General features: G+C 66.7%; 19 protein-coding genes. 9 read left to right on the top strand and 10 right to left on the bottom strand.

The genetic code is table 11. The features are described from left to right. Nucleotides 1–3: 3 nt before the first annotated feature. Nucleotides 4–741, bottom strand: a complete 738-nt coding sequence (locus tag DCN14_RS07150; RefSeq protein ID WP_096498716.1) for a GntR family transcriptional regulator — start codon at nucleotides 739–741, stop codon at nucleotides 4–6. Nucleotides 742–1,005: 264 nt separating this feature from the next. Between DCN14_RS07150 and lhpI the strand changes: the two genes are divergently transcribed. From lhpI to DCN14_RS07135, 3 genes are all read left to right on the top strand, one after another. Continuing rightward, nucleotides 1,006–1,941, top strand: coding sequence for a bifunctional Delta(1)-pyrroline-2-carboxylate/Delta(1)-piperideine-2-carboxylate reductase (gene lhpI / locus DCN14_RS07145; RefSeq protein WP_096498718.1), 936 nt, complete (start codon nucleotides 1,006–1,008; stop codon nucleotides 1,939–1,941). 173 nt (nucleotides 1,942–2,114) lie between these two features. Beyond that, nucleotides 2,115–2,519 carry a response regulator gene (locus DCN14_RS07140; protein WP_096498720.1) on the top strand — a complete coding sequence of 135 codons (405 nt, stop codon included), beginning with the start codon at nucleotides 2,115–2,117 and terminating at the stop codon, nucleotides 2,517–2,519. 17 nt (nucleotides 2,520–2,536) lie between these two features. Next, nucleotides 2,537–3,316 carry a helix-turn-helix domain-containing protein gene (locus tag DCN14_RS07135; protein WP_096498722.1) on the top strand — a complete coding sequence of 260 codons (780 nt, stop codon included), beginning with the start codon at nucleotides 2,537–2,539 and terminating at the stop codon, nucleotides 3,314–3,316. Nucleotides 3,317–3,339: 23 nt separating this feature from the next. Here the strand turns inward: DCN14_RS07135 and DCN14_RS07130 are convergent, their stop codons facing one another. The 6 genes from DCN14_RS07130 to DCN14_RS07105 form a co-directional block, all read right to left on the bottom strand. Beyond that, nucleotides 3,340–3,693 (bottom strand): metal ABC transporter ATPase, encoded by a 354-nt coding sequence (locus DCN14_RS07130; RefSeq protein WP_096498724.1) that lies wholly within the window; start codon nucleotides 3,691–3,693, stop codon nucleotides 3,340–3,342. A 181-nt stretch (nucleotides 3,694–3,874) separates the two neighbouring features. After that, a complete protein-coding gene (locus DCN14_RS07125; protein ID WP_096498726.1) occupies nucleotides 3,875–4,114 on the bottom strand; it encodes a UDP-glucose 4-epimerase in 240 nt (79 codons plus the stop codon). Nucleotides 4,115–4,130: 16 nt separating this feature from the next. Continuing rightward, nucleotides 4,131–4,421 (bottom strand): DUF1488 domain-containing protein, encoded by a 291-nt coding sequence (locus DCN14_RS07120; RefSeq protein ID WP_096498728.1) that lies wholly within the window; start codon nucleotides 4,419–4,421, stop codon nucleotides 4,131–4,133. 117 nt (nucleotides 4,422–4,538) lie between these two features. Then, on the bottom strand, nucleotides 4,539–4,937 hold the full coding sequence (locus DCN14_RS07115) for a DUF488 family protein (protein ID WP_096498730.1): 399 nt from the start codon (nucleotides 4,935–4,937) through the stop codon (nucleotides 4,539–4,541). Between the two features lie 117 nt (nucleotides 4,938–5,054). Continuing rightward, nucleotides 5,055–6,257 carry an amino acid aminotransferase gene (locus tag DCN14_RS07110; RefSeq protein ID WP_096498732.1) on the bottom strand — a complete coding sequence of 401 codons (1,203 nt, stop codon included), beginning with the start codon at nucleotides 6,255–6,257 and terminating at the stop codon, nucleotides 5,055–5,057. 63 nt (nucleotides 6,258–6,320) lie between these two features. After that, nucleotides 6,321–7,706, bottom strand: coding sequence for an amino acid permease (locus tag DCN14_RS07105; RefSeq protein WP_096498734.1), 1,386 nt, complete (start codon nucleotides 7,704–7,706; stop codon nucleotides 6,321–6,323). Nucleotides 7,707–8,028: 322 nt separating this feature from the next. Between DCN14_RS07105 and DCN14_RS07100 the strand changes: the two genes are divergently transcribed. After that, complete coding sequence (locus DCN14_RS07100; protein ID WP_096498737.1) at nucleotides 8,029–8,502, top strand: Lrp/AsnC family transcriptional regulator; 474 nt, start codon at nucleotides 8,029–8,031, stop codon at nucleotides 8,500–8,502. Between the two features lie 281 nt (nucleotides 8,503–8,783). Continuing rightward, the gene (locus tag DCN14_RS07095) at nucleotides 8,784–9,416 is read left to right on the top strand and encodes a type VI secretion system amidase effector protein Tae4 (RefSeq protein WP_096498739.1); all 633 of its coding nucleotides are present in this window, start codon (nucleotides 8,784–8,786) and stop codon (nucleotides 9,414–9,416) included. 469 nt (nucleotides 9,417–9,885) lie between these two features. Here DCN14_RS07095 and DCN14_RS07085 read toward each other — a convergent pair whose 3' ends face one another. Next, nucleotides 9,886–10,797 carry an EamA family transporter gene (locus DCN14_RS07085; RefSeq protein WP_096498743.1) on the bottom strand — a complete coding sequence of 304 codons (912 nt, stop codon included), beginning with the start codon at nucleotides 10,795–10,797 and terminating at the stop codon, nucleotides 9,886–9,888. Between the two features lie 349 nt (nucleotides 10,798–11,146). Between DCN14_RS07085 and DCN14_RS07075 the strand changes: the two genes are divergently transcribed. Both DCN14_RS07075 and DCN14_RS07070 read left to right on the top strand, forming a co-directional pair. Then, nucleotides 11,147–12,820, top strand: coding sequence for an alkaline phosphatase family protein (locus DCN14_RS07075; protein ID WP_096498745.1), 1,674 nt, complete (start codon nucleotides 11,147–11,149; stop codon nucleotides 12,818–12,820). Between the two features lie 114 nt (nucleotides 12,821–12,934). After that, nucleotides 12,935–14,353 carry a cytochrome c peroxidase gene (locus DCN14_RS07070; RefSeq protein WP_096498747.1) on the top strand — a complete coding sequence of 473 codons (1,419 nt, stop codon included), beginning with the start codon at nucleotides 12,935–12,937 and terminating at the stop codon, nucleotides 14,351–14,353. Between the two features lie 21 nt (nucleotides 14,354–14,374). On the opposite strand, the gene DCN14_RS07065 is transcribed toward DCN14_RS07070, so the two are convergent. Beyond that, nucleotides 14,375–15,106, bottom strand: a complete 732-nt coding sequence (locus tag DCN14_RS07065) for a class I SAM-dependent methyltransferase (RefSeq protein ID WP_096498749.1) — start codon at nucleotides 15,104–15,106, stop codon at nucleotides 14,375–14,377. A gap of 77 nt (nucleotides 15,107–15,183) precedes the next feature. Beyond that, nucleotides 15,184–15,627, bottom strand: a complete 444-nt coding sequence (locus DCN14_RS07060; protein WP_096498751.1) for a T6SS amidase immunity protein Tai4 family protein — start codon at nucleotides 15,625–15,627, stop codon at nucleotides 15,184–15,186. 359 nt (nucleotides 15,628–15,986) lie between these two features. On the opposite strand from DCN14_RS07060, the gene DCN14_RS07055 reads away from it, so the two are divergent. Together DCN14_RS07055 and DCN14_RS07050 are read left to right on the top strand one after the other, a co-directional pair. Continuing rightward, nucleotides 15,987–16,697 carry a GntR family transcriptional regulator gene (locus DCN14_RS07055; RefSeq protein ID WP_096498753.1) on the top strand — a complete coding sequence of 237 codons (711 nt, stop codon included), beginning with the start codon at nucleotides 15,987–15,989 and terminating at the stop codon, nucleotides 16,695–16,697. Between the two features lie 72 nt (nucleotides 16,698–16,769). Then, entirely contained in the window at nucleotides 16,770–17,567 is a 798-nt protein-coding gene (locus DCN14_RS07050; RefSeq protein ID WP_096498755.1) for an SDR family oxidoreductase, read from the top strand. Nucleotides 17,568–17,583 lie beyond the last annotated feature (16 nt).

Below are 17,583 nucleotides of genomic sequence, written 5' to 3'. Positions count from 1 at the left end.
GCGTCATTTCGGCGCGATGTCGCGCCGCACGCGACGGATGTGCTGCTCGACATAGAACGCGGCCGCATCGGCATCGCCCGACACGATCGCCTCGTAGATCAGCCGGTGCTCGGACACGTAGAGCCGGATGCGGCCCGCGTCGTAGATCCCGTCGTCCTTCAGCCGCTTCCACAGCGGCTGATCCATCGTCTTCGCGACTTCGTCCGCGATCTTCACGATCAGCGCGTCGCCGGTCATCAGCGCGAGCTGCCGGTGGAACAGCCGGTCGCTCTCGTTCCACACCGCGCGCTGATGCGGATCGTCGACGTCGGTGATGGTTTCCATCTGCGCGAGATAGCCCTCGGCGACGGGATCGGCGCGGCCGTGCGCGGCCGCGAGGCGCGCGATCGCCGGTTCGAGAATGAGCCGCACGTCGAGCGTCGACGTCGGGCTGAAGTCCGCGTCCGGCGTGCCGTGCGTGTCGCCGCGCCGCGCGAGCACGTCGAGCGGCGCCGGCACGACGTAGGTGCCGGAATTGCGCTTCGTGAACACGAGGCCTTCGTTCTGCAGCGCGCCGAGCGCCTCCCGCACGGCCGGCCGGCCGACCTGGAACAGCGCCGCCAGTTCGCGCTCCGACGGCAGCCGAGAATCGGCCGCATAGCGCCCCGCGCGGATCTCGTCGCGGATCTTCTCGGCGACCTGCTCGTAGATCTGCAGCGGCCGGAAACCGGCTTCGAGCGCTTCGGGACGGGCGGACATCATCGGCAGGCTCCTGCCCGGTCGGGCGTGGACGTGAAAGGGGTTCGCACTATACCGGAGCGACACCCGTGCCGATACGCGCAACAGCCCATCTGGACGGATATTAGAACCAAAATCGGCCATCCGCTCGATTTTCCGGATTGCGGGATAGCCCGAAATTGGTATAGATTCGATCCAGAACATCCGCTGTCGCGCTACCCGGCAGCCTCCGTGGCGAGCGCACCCCGCGCCCGTCGTCCATGCCCATCGACGCAACCGACCTACACGATGACCGCCCTCTCCCGGATTCCCGCTTTCGACGCCACCGAAACGGCCGCGCTGCTCGACTACCCGGCGCTGCTCGCCACGCTCAGGCAAACCGTCGCCGACTACGCGGCCGGCGAAATCGTCAGCCCCGAGCGGCTGGTCGTGCCGCTGCAGGCCGGCGGCGTGATGCTGTCGATGCCGTCGAGCGCACGCGACCTTGCCAGCCACAAGCTCGTGAACGTGTGCCCCGGCAACGGCGCACTCGGACTGCCGACGATCCTCGGCCAAGTGAGCGCGTACGACGCGACGACGGGCGCGCTGCGCTTCGTGCTCGACGGCCCGACGGTCACCGGCCGCCGCACGGCCGCCGTCACGGCGCTCGGCATCCAGGCGCTGCACGGCACGGCGCCGCGCGACATCCTGCTGATCGGCACCGGCAAGCAGGCGGCCAATCACGCGGAAGCGCTCGCGGCGATTTTCCCGGACGCGCGGCTCCACGTGCGCGGTTCGCGCGCCGGCAGCGCAGCCGCGTTCTGCGCCGCGCACCGCGCGCAGGCGCCGCGGCTCGCGCCGCTCGACGGCGATGCGATTCCCGATGCGATCGACGTCGTCGTCACGCTGACGACGAGCCGCACGCCCGTCTATCGCGAAGCGGCGCGCGAGGGCCGGCTGGTGGTCGGCGTCGGCGCATTCACCGCCGACGCTGCCGAGATCGACGCCGACACCGTGCGTCATAGCCGGCTCGTCGTCGACGATCCGGCCGGCGCACGCCACGAGGCCGGCGACCTGATCGTCGCGCAGGTCGACTGGCAGCAGGTCGCGTCGCTCGCGGACGTGCTGCGCGGCGCATTCGCGCGCAGCGGGCCGCTGCTGTTCAAGAGCGTCGGCTGCGCGGCGTGGGATCTCGCCGCGTGCCGCACGGCGCGCGACGCACTGGACGCACGCCAGGGCAACTGATTCGGCGGCAGCGCCCCGCTGCCGGCCCGCCGTGCGCCCGTCATCGCGACGCGCGCGCGCCGCCGCATGCCGGTACGCGTTGTAGGAATCGCCCTACAACGCGGCGAAGCGGCCTACACAAACTTCCAATTCGGCCGATTTCCTTTTCGGCGGCGGGCCACGATACTGCCCGCATGAATGCCAGCCTGCCACCCGCCATGCTCAGGGTGTTCCTCGTCGATCATGCCATCGCCGTCCGGCAACGGATCGCGCTGCGCGTCGGCGCGATCGGCGGCGTCGTGGTCGTCGGCGAAGCGGAAGACGGCCACGACGCGCTGACCCACATCCACAGCAGCCACGCGGACGTGGTGATCGTCGACCTGCGGCTCGCGGACGGCAGCGGCCTCGACCTGATCGGGATGCTGTCGAAGGCGACACCGCGCGTCGTCACGATCGTGCTGACGAATCATTCGGCAGCGGCATTCAGAGAGGCATGCGCGGCGGCCGGAGCCGATTACTTCTTCGACAAGACCGCCGAATTCGACGCCGCGTGCCGCGCCATCGAATCCCTGGTGCACGCTCGCGCGCACCACCCCTGACCGAGCCAGAGTGACCCATGCCTACCGCCGCCACCTGTGCAGCCGACCCGTACGTCGAGCCCCGGCCAACGATTCCCCTTCGTGCGGTTGCGTCCGCCGACGCCGCCAAACATCCGGCCGCGCGCTGCTCCGTCTGCGCGATGCGCTCGATGTGCCTGCCGCCGGACCTGACGGCGGCCGAGTACGGCCGCCTCGACGCGATCATCTGCGCGACGCGGCAGATTCGCCAGGGCGACGCGCTGTTCCGCACCGGCGACCCGTTCCACAGCATCTATGCGGTGCGCGCGGGCTCGTTCAAGACGGTGATGATGCATCGTGACGGCCGCGAGCACGTGACGGGTTTCCAGATCGCCGGGGAAACGCTCGGGATGGACGGCATCGGCGGCGGCCAGCACTGCTGCGATGCGATCGCGCTCGAGGACAGCGTGGTGTGCGTCATCCCGTTCGGCGCGCTCGAAGCCGCGTGCCGCGAGATGAAGTCGATGCAGCATTTTCTCTATCAGATGCTGAGCAGCGAGATCGTCCGCGAATCGAGCCAGATGCTGCTGCTGGGCACGATGTCGGCCGAGCAGCGCGTCGCGCATTTCCTGCTGAACCTGTCGGCGCGCTTCGAGGCGCGCGGCTATTCGGCATCGGAATTCAACCTGCGGATGACGCGCGAGGAAATCGGCTGCTATCTCGGGATGAAACTCGAAACCGTCAGCCGGATGTTCTCCCGGTTCCATCGCGACGCGCTCGTCGAAACGCGCGGCAAGCGCGTGCGGATCATCGACGCGCAAGCGCTCGCACAAGTCTGACCGGCGTCAGGGTTGCGTTCGCGTCAGCGCGCCGCGCCGCCGGTCGCGGCGCCATGCAGCGCGAGCGCTTCGATATCGCCCGCCTGCCACGCGTCCAGCATTCGTTCGGCCTGCGCGAACGCGCAGCACATCGCCTCGGTCACGTCGTCACCGCTGCAGCATGGCAGCGATGCCGGCGCGCAGCCGTACATGACCAGATCCAGCCGCACGTCGTAAATCCGGCCCCCGTCGGCGGACGTGCGTGCCTCGATCGCCAGGCGGCAATCGCCGAGCCGCGCGCGGAATCGTTCGAGCCGCACCAGTTGCGCCCCCGCTTCGGCTTCCAGCGCGGCGAAGCTCGTGCAGCCGACGTAGACGATCTGCATGCCCACGCCCATTTCGCTCCTCCTGACGGCGTTGCCCGCTCGTCGACCGCGTTGCCTGTTCTGCTGCCGCGCCGGCGCCGCGCCTGAATCCGGCGGCACCGCGCGTGTTTCCCGCCGGCACGACACGCGCCCGGCAATGCGCGTTCGCGCCGCTACCGGTATGACGCACCCGCATCGATCGACGCGCCGCCGTTCATACGCTGAACGTCTGCGACGTCTTCATTTCGATCCACGTCATCCCGGCGCGCAGCCCTTCGATCGCCGCCTCGTGCTCGGTCGGATACGCATGACTGTGCTCGAACGTGTGATGAAAGCGCGCCGGCCCGGTGCCGTGCTCGACCGACACGCGACAGCGGAACTGACCCGATTCGCACGGCCGCGTCTCGACTTCGACCGACCAGTCGCGTTCATGAATATTGCCCTGCAGTGTCATGCGCCCTCCTGCGGTATCAGTCGTCGAGCCGGAAGTGACCGCTATGCAGCAACACCGGCCGGCCGCCGATTTCGTCGAGCATTCGCCGCGCCATCGTCTCGATCGCCGGCCGGTGCGCGTCGAACGCATCCAGCAAATCCCGCTCGAGCAGCGACCGCGCGCCGAAATGGTCTTCCAGCGCTTCGGCCGTAACCGCGCACTGCACGCAGCGGCCGTCGACCAGCGCCGAAAACGCAACGACCAGATCGCGTCCGCAGTATTCGGGCGGGTCCGGGGGAAAGGCAATCTGCATCTGTCCGCCTGTCATCGTCGTAACGACTCCATGACCAGAGCATAGTGGTGTGCGCCGCCGCGCGCTTGACCCACGTCAAGCGGCTCGCCGGGCCATGTGATGCCATGCGGCACGACGCGCGGCCGGGCGGGTTCAGCCCGCGTCCGCGTCGATCGTCGCGCCACGCTCCGCCAGCAGCTCGCGCAGCACGCTGCGATGGCAACGGTGCGCATCCTCGCAGTAACAGCCGATCGAGAATGCGCTCGTTGCGGACAGCGCCGCAAGCAGGTCCAGCACCTTCGGCGCGTCGCCATGCGCCATTTCCGCGCGGAAGTGCCGCGCGAACGCGCGCCATTGCGCGTCGGTTTCGGCGGTGAGCGCCTGCGCGACGAGTTCGGCGCTCGGCGACAGCGTCGGCAGCCATACATCATAGTAGTTTCGCGACGCGAATTCCGCCTTCGGTACGCCGCGCGGCGGTCGCCGCACCGTGCCGATCCTCAGGCCCTCGCCGGGCGCGCGTGGCGTGCCCAGCCGTACGATTCGAATAGCCATGCCGCTCCTTCTCGCGTTCAATCCCTCATCGTACCGCCGCGCCGCAGCCGCGCAAGAAAAAACCGGCTGCCTCCGCACGGAGACAGCCGGTTTCTGCGATGCGATCCGGCGCGCCGGTCAGACGCCGCTCTTCAGCACCTTGCCGATCGCATCCGCGACGATGCCGACGTTCGAGTCGTTCAGGCCCGCGACGCACATGCGGCCCGAACGCAGGATGTACACGCCGTGCACTTCGCGCAGCGCTTCGACCTGCGATTCGGTCAGGCCCGTGTACGTGAACATCCCGCGCTGCTTGACGTAGCGCGTCAGCGCTTCGCCGCTCACGTGATCGCGCAGGCCGTCGTGGATCGACTGGCGCATCCGCGCGATGCGGCGGCACATCGCCGCGAGTTCCTCTTCCCACTGCTTGCGCAGCGCGGGGGTGTTGAGCACGGTCGCGACGACCTTCGCACCGTAGGTTTGCGGGTTGCTGTAGTTCGAGCGCACCGCGCCGGCCAGCTGCCCGAGCACGCGGTCGGCCGCGGCGGCATCCTCGCAGACGACGCTCAGGCCGCCGACGCGCTCGCCATACAGCGAGAAGTTCTTCGAGAACGAGTTCGCGACGAGCGCCGGCACGCCGCGGCGGGCCAGCTCGCGCACCGCGAACGCGTCCGCGTCGAGCCCCGCGCCGAAGCCCTGGTACGCCATGTCGACGAACGGCAGCAGCCCGCGCGCCTCGATCACGTCGATCAGCTTCTCCCACTGGCCTTCGTCGAGATCGACGCCGGTCGGGTTGTGGCAGCACGCGTGCAGCAGCACGATGCTGCGCGCCGGCAGCGCGTCGATCGCCGCGAGCATCGCGTCGAACTTCAGGCCGCCCGTCGCTTCGTCGTAGTACGGGTACGTATTCACCGTGAAGCCCGCGCGCTCGAAGATGAAGCGGTGGTTTTCCCAGCTCGGATCGCTGAGCCACACCTGCGCGTCCGGGAAATAGCGCTTCAGGAAATCCGCGCCGACCTTCAGCGCGCCCGAGCCGCCGAGCGTCTGCACGGTGGCGATGCGGCCGGCCGCACGCGCCGGGTGATCGGCGCCGAACACCAGCGACTGGACGGCGTCGCGATACGCGGCCAGGCCGATCATCGGCAGGTAGGGCTTCGGGCCGATGTCGCGCTGCAGCGCGGTTTCGGCTTCGCGCACGGCGCCCATCACGGGAATCCGGCCTTCGGCGTCGAAATAGATGCCGATGCTCAGGTTGACCTTCTGATCGCGCGGATCTTTCTGGAAGTTCTCGTTGAGCGTCAGGATCGGGTCGCCGGGGTACGCGTCGATGTGTTCGAACATGGCTATGTCGGTCTCGTTTGGAAGAATGATCGGTGGTGGCCTGGCCTGCGTGCAGCGTCGGTGTCAGCGGATGGACGCGCCGTCGCGCACCGCGTAGCCCGCATTCTTCTGACGGAAGCGATACCCGATCGCGAGCACCGCGAGCCATACCGGGATCAGGTACACCGACAGGCGGAGATCCGGTGTCAGGTACATCACGACGAGAATGCCGGCCATGAACGCCAGGCACAGGTAATTCGTGAAAGGATAGCCCAGACTGCGGAAGGAAGTCTGCTCTCCGGCGATACGCTTGGCCTGGCGGAACTTCAGGTGGATCAGCGTGATCATCGCCCAGTTGATGATCAGCGCCGACACGACGAGGCCCATCAGCACCTCGAACGCCTTGCCCGGCATGAAGTAGTTGACCAGCACGCACACGCCGGTCGCGAGCGCCGACGCGCCGAGCGCGGCGAGCGGAATGCCGCGCTTGTTCACCGAGCACAGCACCTTCGGCGCATTGCCCTGCTTCGCGAGGCCGAACAGCATCCGGCTGTTGCTGTACACGCCGCTGTTGTAGACCGACAGCGCGGCCGTCAGCACGACCACGTTCAGCACGTTCGCGACCAGGTTGCTGCTCAGCGCGTGGAAGATCAGCACGAACGGGCTGCCGCCGGAGACGACCTTCTCCCACGGATACAGCGACAGCAGCACGGCGAGCGCGCCGATGTAGAAAATCAGGATCCGGTAGATCACCTGGTTGGTCGCGCGCGGAATGCTGCGCTTCGGATCGTCGGCTTCGGCCGCGGTGATGCCGATCAGCTCCAGCCCGCCGAACGAGAACATGATCGCCGCCATCGACATCACGAGCCCCGACACGCCGTTCGGGAAGAAGCCGCCGTGCTGCCACAGGTTCGCGACGGTCGCTTCCGGCCCCGCATGACCGCTCGCGAGCAGCCAGCCGCCGAAGCCGATCATCCCGACGATCGCCGCGACCTTGATGATCGAGAACCAGAATTCCGTCTCGCCGTACGACTTCACGCTCGCCAGATTCAGCAGGTTGATCGCGACGAAGAACACCAGCGCCGACACCCAGGTCGGCACGCCCGGCCACCAGTACTGCACGTAGATCCCGACGGCGGACAGCTCGGCCATGCTGACGAGGATGTACAGCACCCAGTAGTTCCAGCCGGACAGGAAGCCGGTGAAGTGGCCGACGTACTTGTCGGCGAAGTAGCTGAACGAGCCGGCGACGGGCTCGTCGACGACCATCTCGCCCAGTTGGCGCATGATGAAGAATGCGATGATGCCGGCCACCCCGTAGCCGAGCAGCACGGACGGGCCGGCCATCTTGATCGTCTGCGCGATGCCGAGGAACAGCCCCGTACCGAGCGCGCCGCCGAGCGCGATCAGCTGGATGTGGCGATTCTTCAGCCCCCGCTTCAGGCCGTCCTTCTCGTTTCCAGAAACCATGTCTTCTCCACTCTCTCCGCCTCCGCCGGAAGCGGTGCGGCGCGCCTCGGTGTGCCGGGCGCTGTTTTGCTGTGCCGGCGACCGTTCGTGGAGCCACCGGGTTGGGGACTGCAATCTTCGCGTGGCAACGCCCGATGATTCGCGTCGACGGGCCCGCCAGACCGGCCGCCGACTTGTCGTCTTCGCCGCATTGCTGCGGTCGCACACGAAAATCCGGCGTCAGTTTAGCGTCGCGACGACGAAATCGGGTTGCGTAACCCGCTCATGCAAACCCTACATTATGAGATAAGATTGCATCCGGGAGACAGATGAGGAAACAAAAATGCCTGAACCGGTTCTCGATCGCATCGATCGCCACTTGCTGTCGGTGCTGCAGGAGAACGGCCGCGCGTCGAACCTCGATCTGGCGAAGGCCGTCGGCCTGTCGCCCGCGCAGACGCTGCGACGCCACCGCCGGCTGGAAGAGATCGGCGCGATCCGCCGTTACGAGACGCGCCTTTGCCCCGATACGCTCGGTTTCGGCGTCACCGCGTTCGTGCACGTGACGATGGAGCGCGGGCATATCCGCGACCTGTCGAAGTTCCAGAAGCTGGTGTCGGATCTGGCGCAGATCCAGGAATGTTTCTCGGTGACCGGCGACATCGACTACGTGCTGAAGGTGGTCGCGCACGACCTGAAGGGGCTGTCCACGTTCCTGCTCGAAACGCTGATGCGCATTCCCGGCGTGAGCGGCGTGCATTCGAGCGTGTGCCTCGACGAGATCAAGTGCACGAGTGCGATGCCGGTGGAGACGTAACACCAGCACGCGGGCGAGGCGTTCACGATCGACATTGCCTGTAAAACGCATTCGCCTGCGTCGTTGCCCGATGGCACCGATTAACAGGACGCCCACCAATCGTTAGTGAATTTCACGAAAAATCGTACACGTCTAATAGGCGACTTGTTTCCTATCAGCGATCGTCTTCGATTCCTTAATGCACCAGGCAGGAATCGACTATGCAACAAGCCGTAGCAAGAGCCAGCGATCCGACCGCTCCCGTCGGATTCGTCATCGCCGCCACGTACGGGACGTAACCGATGCCGAACCCGCCCACGAAAGTCCGTACCAATAACACGCCGCATTCTGAAAAAGTCGTACAACTCAGAACACTGACATTTCAGGAGCTTTGGAACGCATATCCGAAGAAGAACCCATACGACGACCCGACTGGCGAGTATGAAAATCAATGTGCGATCCGGATGAGCGTCACCTTCCACGCAATCGGCAGCAGCATGAAGTCGTTTTCTCAGAAGGTATTGAAACCCATGCCGGGAAAACAGACGCTCGGGCGTCTGGTTCTCAATGGAAAAGCAACTGCAACCCGCGCCTATGAACTGGCGAAATGGTTGAAGCTTCGCCCATTCCTTGGCCTGGGCAAGCCGGAAAGCATCACCGGACAGGATTGGCAGGACAAGATAAAGGGCCGCACCGGTATTATCTATTTCTTCGGCTATTGGCGGCAGGACGGAGATTCGGCTGACGCATTGAGCGGCGGACATATCGACCTGTGGAACAAGGACACGCTCACGCCCTCCGCCGCATCGTTCTGGAGATTTCGCATCGGCGTGCGGTCCATGATCAACCCGGTCGATTATCTACGGGGCCGACGCGGAAATTGGTACTCGGACCTGGCCGATTCGAAAGAAATCCTTTTCTGGGAAGTTGAATGAAACGGTTGGCTGCCACCCTGGGTGGACTCATATGGGGCTTACTCGCTACCTGGGCATCCCTCTACACGTTCAGCCGTATTCATTGGCCCGTTACGCCATCACATTCGATCGGCTGCAACGACATGGAGCATTGCGCCCCTCACGCCGTATTCGTGCTCGGTCTGCTCGCGCTCACTTTGTGGCCTTCGGTCCTCTTTGCCGCAATCAACGCCTTCGCTTACCGGCGCTGGTCTTGGCGCAGATGGGGAACCGTGTTCGTTGCCACTACGCTGTTTGTCGTCTTTTTTCATCTCGCGAGCTACACGGCACCCTCGCTAGGTCTTTTCAGCTAAGTCGGATCGACGAGGCGGCACAATGCAACTTATGTCGTCGCCTCGTTCCGTCAGTTCCCCTCGAGCTATAGCTCGCTTTGGCGCCACCTGTGGCGACCCCACCCGCACGTGTCGAAACCGGCGATCTTCGCAAGTCTTCACCGCACCGCTTCAAACGCGCTGATCAGCAACGCCCCCGCCGCGATCACCACGCACCCGCCCGCCCGACGCGGCGTCAGCCGTTCGCCCAGATACACGCGTGCGATCAGCGCCGCGAACACCACGCTCGTCTCGCGCAACGCCGACACGGGGCCCATCGGCGCGCGATCCATCGCCCAGATCACGATCCCGTACGCGAGCGCCGCAAATACGCCGCCGCACGCGGCCTTCGCGGTTTCGCCGACATCCTGCGCGAGCCGCAGCGGCCCCGCCCGCAACCGGTAGTACACGGCCATCATCAGCCCGGTCAGCACGAACATCCACGCGGTATAGCCGATCGTGCTGCCGCTTTCGCGCACGCCGATCCCGTCGACCACGCTGTACGCGGCGATCGACACGCCGGTTGCAAACGCGGTCGGCAATACCTGCTTCATCCGGTGCCGCGCACCGCGTCCACGCTCCAGCCCGATCGCCATGATCCCGGCGCAGATCAGCACGAGCCCGCATTGCGCGCCCACGTTCAGCCGCTCGCCGGCGAACGCCGCCGCACCCAGCGTGACGAGCAGCGGCGCGGTGCCGCGCGCGACCGGATACGCCACGGTCAGATCGCCGTGTTCGTACGCGCGCACCAGCAGCAGCGTATAGACCACATGGATCACCGCCGATGCGACGACGCAGGCCCAGCTCGCGGGCGAGATCGGCGCGGCGGCCGGCAGGAACAGCAGCGCGAACAGCCCGATCGCGATCTGCAGCACGGTGGCCGAACGCAGCCGGTCGCCGCTGCTGCGCACGAGCGCATTCCATGACGCGTGCAGGAACGCGGCACACAACACGGCAAACAAAACGGGAATCGGCACGCTGAATACTCGCTGACGGCCGGCAACGCGAAATCGTCGCCGCGGGCCGACCATCGTATGAATACGTCACGCGATTGTCAAAAACGACCGGCTGCGCGACCGCCGGCCCGACCCTGCCCGCGGCACGCTATCGCCCGCCGGACATGGCGCACGGGGCAGCGGCCGGCCCCCCGGCCGAATGTGTCGCACAGGTGGCAGACGCTCCGTCCCTTTCCGTTCTCTTTCGCCACCCTCCGCGCCGTAATGAAATCGATACCGCAACGCAACCGCCGCGAAACCACTCCGCCCCCATATCTTCATACCGGACTGTTTCAATGCCGGTGCTCTATCAACGAGCTCCGCGCCGAACCGATACGGCGACGGGGCCGATCTCCACCATCGCAAACCTATCTGGAGCTTTCCGATGTTCCGTCAAGCCTTGCTCGTCACCGCCTGCGCCGGCGCAGTGCTCGCGCTGTTCGCCTGCGGCGGCAGCGACGATCCCACGTCGACGCCCGCCGTGTCGTCGCAGAATGCGCTGAAGACCGCCACGCCGATCAAGCACGTCGTCGTGATCTACGGCGAAAACGTGTCGTTCGACCACTACTTCGGCACCTACCCGAACGCGTCGAACCCGTCGGGCGAACCGGCATTCACCGCGAAGTCCGGCACGCCGACGGTCAACGGGCTGACCGGCACGCTGCTGACCGCGAACCCGAACTTCACGAACACGGCCAACGGCACCGACGCCGCGAACCCGTTCCGCCTCGATCGCACGCAGGCCGCGACCGCCGACCAGAACCACGCGTACACGGCCGAGCAGCAGGCCGAGGACAACGGCCTCGCCGACCTGTTCCCGAAATACACCGGCAAGGGCTCGTCCGGCGGCGCCGGCGCGTTCGGCACGAAGGGCCAGGTGATGGGCTTCTTCGACGGCAACACCGTCACCGCACTGTGGAACTACGCGCAGCGCTTCGCGATGAGCGACAACGCATATACGACGGTGTACGGCCCGTCGACGCCGGGCGCGCTGAACGTCGTGTCGGGCCAGACCAACGGGATGCAGATCGTCAAGACGTCGGCGCAGCCGTCGACGCTCGCGACGAGTTCGTACTACATCAATGACGGCCAGGGCGGCTTCACGATGATCAACGACGTCGACCCGGGCTACGACGTGTGCTCGAGCACGACCGACCAGGCGATGATGACCGGCAAGAACATCGGCGACCTGCTGAACGGCGCGAAGATCACGTGGGGCGGCTTCATGGGCGGCTTCAACCTGTCGACGACCAACGGCAACGGCACGACGGGCTGCGCGCGCAGCACGATCGCCACCGCCGTGAACGCCGCGACGGCCGACTACATCCCGCACCACAACTGGTTCCAGTACTACGCGTCGACGTCGAACCCGCAGCACACGCGCCCGAGCTCGGTCGCGGCGATCGGCTCGAGCCTCGAAACCGACGGCAAGACGGCCGAACCGGCGAACCACCAGTACGACACCGACGATTTCTTCTCGGCAGTGAAGGCCGGCAACTTCCCGTCGGTCAGCTTCCTGAAGGCGCCGGCCGCACAGGACGCGCACGCAGGCTATTCGGATCCGCTCGACGAGCAGGCGTTCGTGACGAAGGTCGTCAACTTCCTGCAGCAGCAGCCCGACTGGCAGAGCACGGCCGTGATCGTCACCTATGACGATTCGGACGGCTGGTACGACCATGCGTACACGACGCCGACCCGCTCGTCGTCCGACGCGGTCGACCAGGTGAACGGCAACGGCAAGTGCGGCTCGGGCGGTACCACGGGCGTGAACGGCGGCACCGTGAACGGCCGCTGCGGCCCGGGTGTGCGCATTCCGCTGGTCGTGATCTCGCCGTATGCGAAGCAGAACTACGTCGACCACACGCAGATCGACCAGGCGTCCGTCGTGCGCTTCATCGAGGACAACTGGCTCGGCAGCCAGCGCATCGGCGGCGGCTCGTTCGATGCGTCCGCAGGCGATCTGCGCGGCCTGTTCGACTTCTCGTCGAAGCCGAATACGGCGCCGCTGTATCTCGATCCGACGCAAGGCACCGTGCTGAGCGCGGCGCCGGCGATCTGACCGGCATTGCGTAACACGTAGCAGCACGCAGCAGGCCGGCGCATCGTGCGCCGGCCGTTTCCATTCAACGCGCCGCTTCGCGCGGCGCCCGCACTCCGACTTTCGACCGACAGCATGACAGCTCGTCCCGCGTACCCGTCTCCCGACGCATCCGGCGCCGCCGCGCCGCGTTCCCCTTCCCGCGCGCTGCGCCGCGCGGCGCTCGCGCTCGGCGCGGCCGTGCTCGGCTACGGCGCGTTCGCGATCGCGTTTCCGGCCCGCACGCCGGCGGCGATCGGCGACGTCGTCGCCGACTGGACGGGCGCGAATCCGCATCCGGTCGTGCTGCAGCGCCCGGCCGCGCAGCCGCTGTCCGCGGTTGCGCAACTGGGGCGCGCGCTGTTCGTCGATCCGTCGCTGTCGGCCTCCGGCAAGCAGTCGTGCGCGTCGTGCCACAGCCCCGATCACGCGTACGGCCCGCCGAACGGGCTCGACGTGCAGCCGGGCGGCCTCGCGATGACGCAGCAGGGTTATCGTCCGCCGCCGTCGCTGATGTACCTGTACCGGCAGCCCAACTTCAGCATCGGCCCCGATGCCGGCGAAAACGACGCCGCGCCGAGCGTCGCGCAGCAGGCCGCGTCGGCGGCCGGCGTCGTCAAGGCGCAGAAGGTGGCCGGCACGTCGGCGGCACCGCAGCTCGTGCCGCAAGGCGGCATGTTCTGGGACGGCCGCGCCGACACGCTGCAGCAGCAGGCATTCGGGCCGCTGCTGAATCCGGTGGAAATGGCAAACGCCAGCATCGACGACGTCGCGCACAAGCTCGCGCAGTCGTCGCATCGCGCGCAGTTCGAGCAGTTGTTCGGGCCGCGCGTGTTCGACAGCCCGCAGCTCGCGGTGTCGGAGGCGATGTTCGCGATCGCGCGGTACCAGGTCGAGGATTCGTCGTTCCACCCGTACAACAGCAAGTACGATCGCTGGCTCGAAGGCCGCGCGCGCCTCACGCAGGCCGAGCTGCGCGGGCTGCGGCTCTTCAACGATCCGGACAAGGCCAATTGTGCCGGCTGCCACCTGTCGAAGCCCGGCAAGGACGGCTTGCCGCCGATGTTTACCGACTATCAGTACGAGGCGCTCGGCGCGCCGCGCAACCGGCAGCTCGCGCAGAACCGCAACCCCGCGTTCTACGATCTCGGCGTGTGCGGGCCGTTCCGCGAGGATCTGAAGGACCAGACGCAGTATTGCGCGATGTTCCTCACGCCGACGCTGCGCAACGCCGCGACGCGCCACGTGTTCTTCCACAACGGCGTGTTCCATACGCTCGACCAGGTGATGGCGTTCTACAACGAGCGCAGCATCTCGCCGCAGAAGTTCTATTCGCGCGGCGCGGACGGCAAGGTCGACGAATACGACGATATTCCGGCGAAGTACCATGCGAACGTCGACGTGACCGATGCGCCGTTCGATCGCAAGCCCGGCGACAAGCCCGCGATGACCGCGCAGGACATCAAGGATATCGAAGCGTTTCTCGGCACGCTGACCGACGAGCCGGCGCACTGAGCGGCGGGCCGCCGCGCGGCGTCAGCAGCGCGCGCGGATGCAGAGGAAGGCCGGCGCCAGCGACAGCGCCGCATGGAGCCGTTCCGACACGGCCTTCATCTCGGGCAGCGGCCGCGGCTCGACGAAGCGCTCGAGCCGCCAGCCGGCGTCGGCGAGCGCGTTCAGGATGTCGGCAAGCGGGCGGCGCCATGCCTCGACATACGGCTTCGGTTCGCCGAAACCCGACCAATGGAGACCGAACCGGTTCGTGTCGAAGTACGTGTCCTCCCCGTGCGTGCGCTCGTCCATCCAGTCGCGCATCGGATGCGCCATCGAGAACGCCAACGTCGCGCCCGGTCGCGCGACGCGCCTGAATTCATGCAGCGTCGGCGCGAGATCGCGCAGATAGTCGAACGCGAGCGAGCACAGGACCTTGTCGAATGATCGGTCGGGCAGCCAGTCGAGCGGCGCCGCGAGATCGCCCTCCACGACGTCGACCGCGAGCCCCGCGCAGCGGGATTTCGCGAGGGCGATCATTTCGGGCGTAATGTCGAACGCATGGACGGTCGCGCCGCGGCGCGCGAGGTGCGCGCTGCAGATGCCGGGCCCGCAGCCGGCGTCGAGCACCGTCAGGCCGTCGACGTCGCCGAGCAGCGCCAGCGTCGCCGGCCGTTCGTAGAGTGCGTTGTGCGCCTTGGTCGGCGCGATGTCCGCGTAGCGTTGCGCGAAGCTCGCGTACGCGCGGCGGGCGGACGGTTCGTTCGGGTCGGTCATGCGGCGTCCGTCGGGGGGAGTCGGGATTTCGATTCTGCCCGATCGGCGCCCGGACGGCGACGATCGAACGTCACCGCTTATCGCGGGTGCTCGGCCCGGTACGTGCTGTTCGGGCGCAGGACGAGCTTCTTCGCGGCGGCGTCCAGTTCGTTGCCGTGATACAGATCCATGCACTTCAGGTAGTCGAACCTGACGTTCCTCACTTCCGATTCGACGACCGGATTCCGGTAATCACGTGCAAGGTACTTCGCCACCAGCGCATGCACGACGTCCGGTGCATGGTGCTCGCGCAGTGTCTGGCTACCGCCTACGAGCAGGCACCCGCCGTGAGCAAGGATATCGGCAGCAGCACGAACGCGTTGCGCGACTGGACCTACTACGACCTGGAGCATGTCCTTGAAGTTCTGGAGGTAGGTCCGTGAGCCGGCTTCCGGCGACGTTCGGGCTGCCTCCTTCGCCGACACCGTTGCAGGATGAAGCGCAGCGCATGCCAGTGCGATCGCGATCCAGGCTCCCTTCATGACAGACTCCAAAAATTCGCACGATCCGTACCCCACGCAACGGCAAACGAAGGTCGTTTCACTTCGACTCCCTGTCATTGGAATTAACTTGGTTGGCTCGCGTGCATCGGAAAATCACCGCGACTCATGGTTTCCCGAAACCCTTCGGGTCCTCCATCCCGTGCATCATGATGCACTTTATGAAATGATTTTGTAATAATCATCTGGCGACACCTGTCGTACCCTCGCCCACCTCCCGCGAAGCTCCCCCCTCGTTTTCCCCAACCCCGACCATCTTGACTCCCGTCGCCCGATCGACAACACTTCGCACATCGCAAGTGTGATCACAGATCGCAGATCAAACCCAGGAGAACCCCGCCTTGGCGCCTCGTATCGTCCCGCCCGCACTGAAAGCCATCGAATCGGAAACGATGGCCGACAAGGTCTATCAGCAACTGCGCGAAGCGCTGATGAGCGGCCGTTTCGCGCCCGGCCAGGCGCTGAGCCTGCGCAGCGTCGCCGAGGCGGTCGGCTCGTCGACGATGCCCGTGCGCGCCGCGCTCACGCGGCTGCGCGCCGAGCGCGCGCTGGTCGACGGCCCGAATCGCGCGCTCGTCGTGCCGCCGATGACGCTCGACATGCTCGGTGAACTCCGCGACGTACGGATCGCCCTCGAAGGCTGCATCGCGGAACGTGCGTGCGCCCGCATGACCGACGCGCAGATCGCCACCGTGCGCAGGACCTGCGAAACGATGCAGGCGCAAGTCGAGGCCGGCCGTTCGCGCGCATACCTGCAGAGCAATTTCGCGTTCCACAGCGCGATCTACGCGCACGGCGCGAGCGAAAGCACGCTCGCGATCGTCGAGAACCTGTGGATGCGCGTCGGGCCGTTCCTCAACATGGTCGCGCTCGATATCCCGCACATGCGGCGCTCGATGGATGCGCACCGCGCGATCGTCGATGCGCTCGAACGGCGCGACGGCGCCGGCGTGCGCGCCGGCATCGCGCTCGACATCGGCGGCGCGGCGCACGATCTCGCCGAGACGTTGCGGGCCGAGCAAACCCCGCGGCGCGTGAACGCAAAGCCGTAGCGGCCGCATTGCGCAGCAGCCGCCCGGCGGCGGCGCACCCGATTACAACTTCAACGATGGAGACAACCCGGCATGACAGCTTCCGACCTGCTGAAACCCTATGACGGCCTGCGCGTCCTCGTGACGGGCGGCGCCTCGGGCATCGGTCTCGAGATCGCCGACGCGTTCGCCGAATGCGGCGCGCGCGTCCACGTGTGCGATGCGTCGCAAGCCGCGATCGCGGCGCTGGCGGACCGGCCGTCCCGCCCCGCGATCAGCGCGACGCTGGCCGACGTAGCCGATCCGGCCGCGGTCGAACGCGTGTTCGCGGACGTCGCGGCGGCGCTCGGCGGCCTCGACGTGCTGGTCAACAATGCCGGCATCGCGGGCCCGACCGGGGGTATCGACGAAATCGACCCGGTGCAGTGGGAGCAAACGGTCGCGATCAACCTGAACGCGCAGTTCCAGTTCGCGCGGCACGCGGTGCCGCTGCTGCGCGACGCGAAGCACGGCGGCGCGATCATCGCGCTGTCGTCGGTCGCGGGACGGCTCGGCTATGCGTTCCGCACGCCGTACGCAGCGACCAAGTGGGCCATCGTCGGCCTCGTGAAAAGCCTCGCGATCGAGCTCGGGCCGCTCGGCATCCGCGTGAACGCGATCCAGCCCGGCATCGTGCGCGGCCCGCGGATGCGCCGCGTGATCGAGGCGCGCGCGCAGCAGTTGGGTATCGGCTACGACGAGATGGAGAAGCGCTATCTCGAGAAGATTTCGCTGCGGCGCATGACCGATCCGGCCGAGATCGCCGCGACCGCGCTGTTCCTGTGCTCGCCGGGCGGACACGGCATCACCGGGCAGGCGATTTCCGTCTGCGGCAACGTCGAAGTGCTCTGACGCGTCTCACGCATCG

Origin of the sequence: Burkholderia sp. IDO3, assembly GCF_003366075.1 — a bacterium.
GTDB lineage: Bacteria > Pseudomonadota > Gammaproteobacteria > Burkholderiales > Burkholderiaceae > Burkholderia > Burkholderia anthina.
Note: the sequence above shows the minus strand (reverse complement) of the source record. Positions and strands in the feature narration are given on the sequence as shown.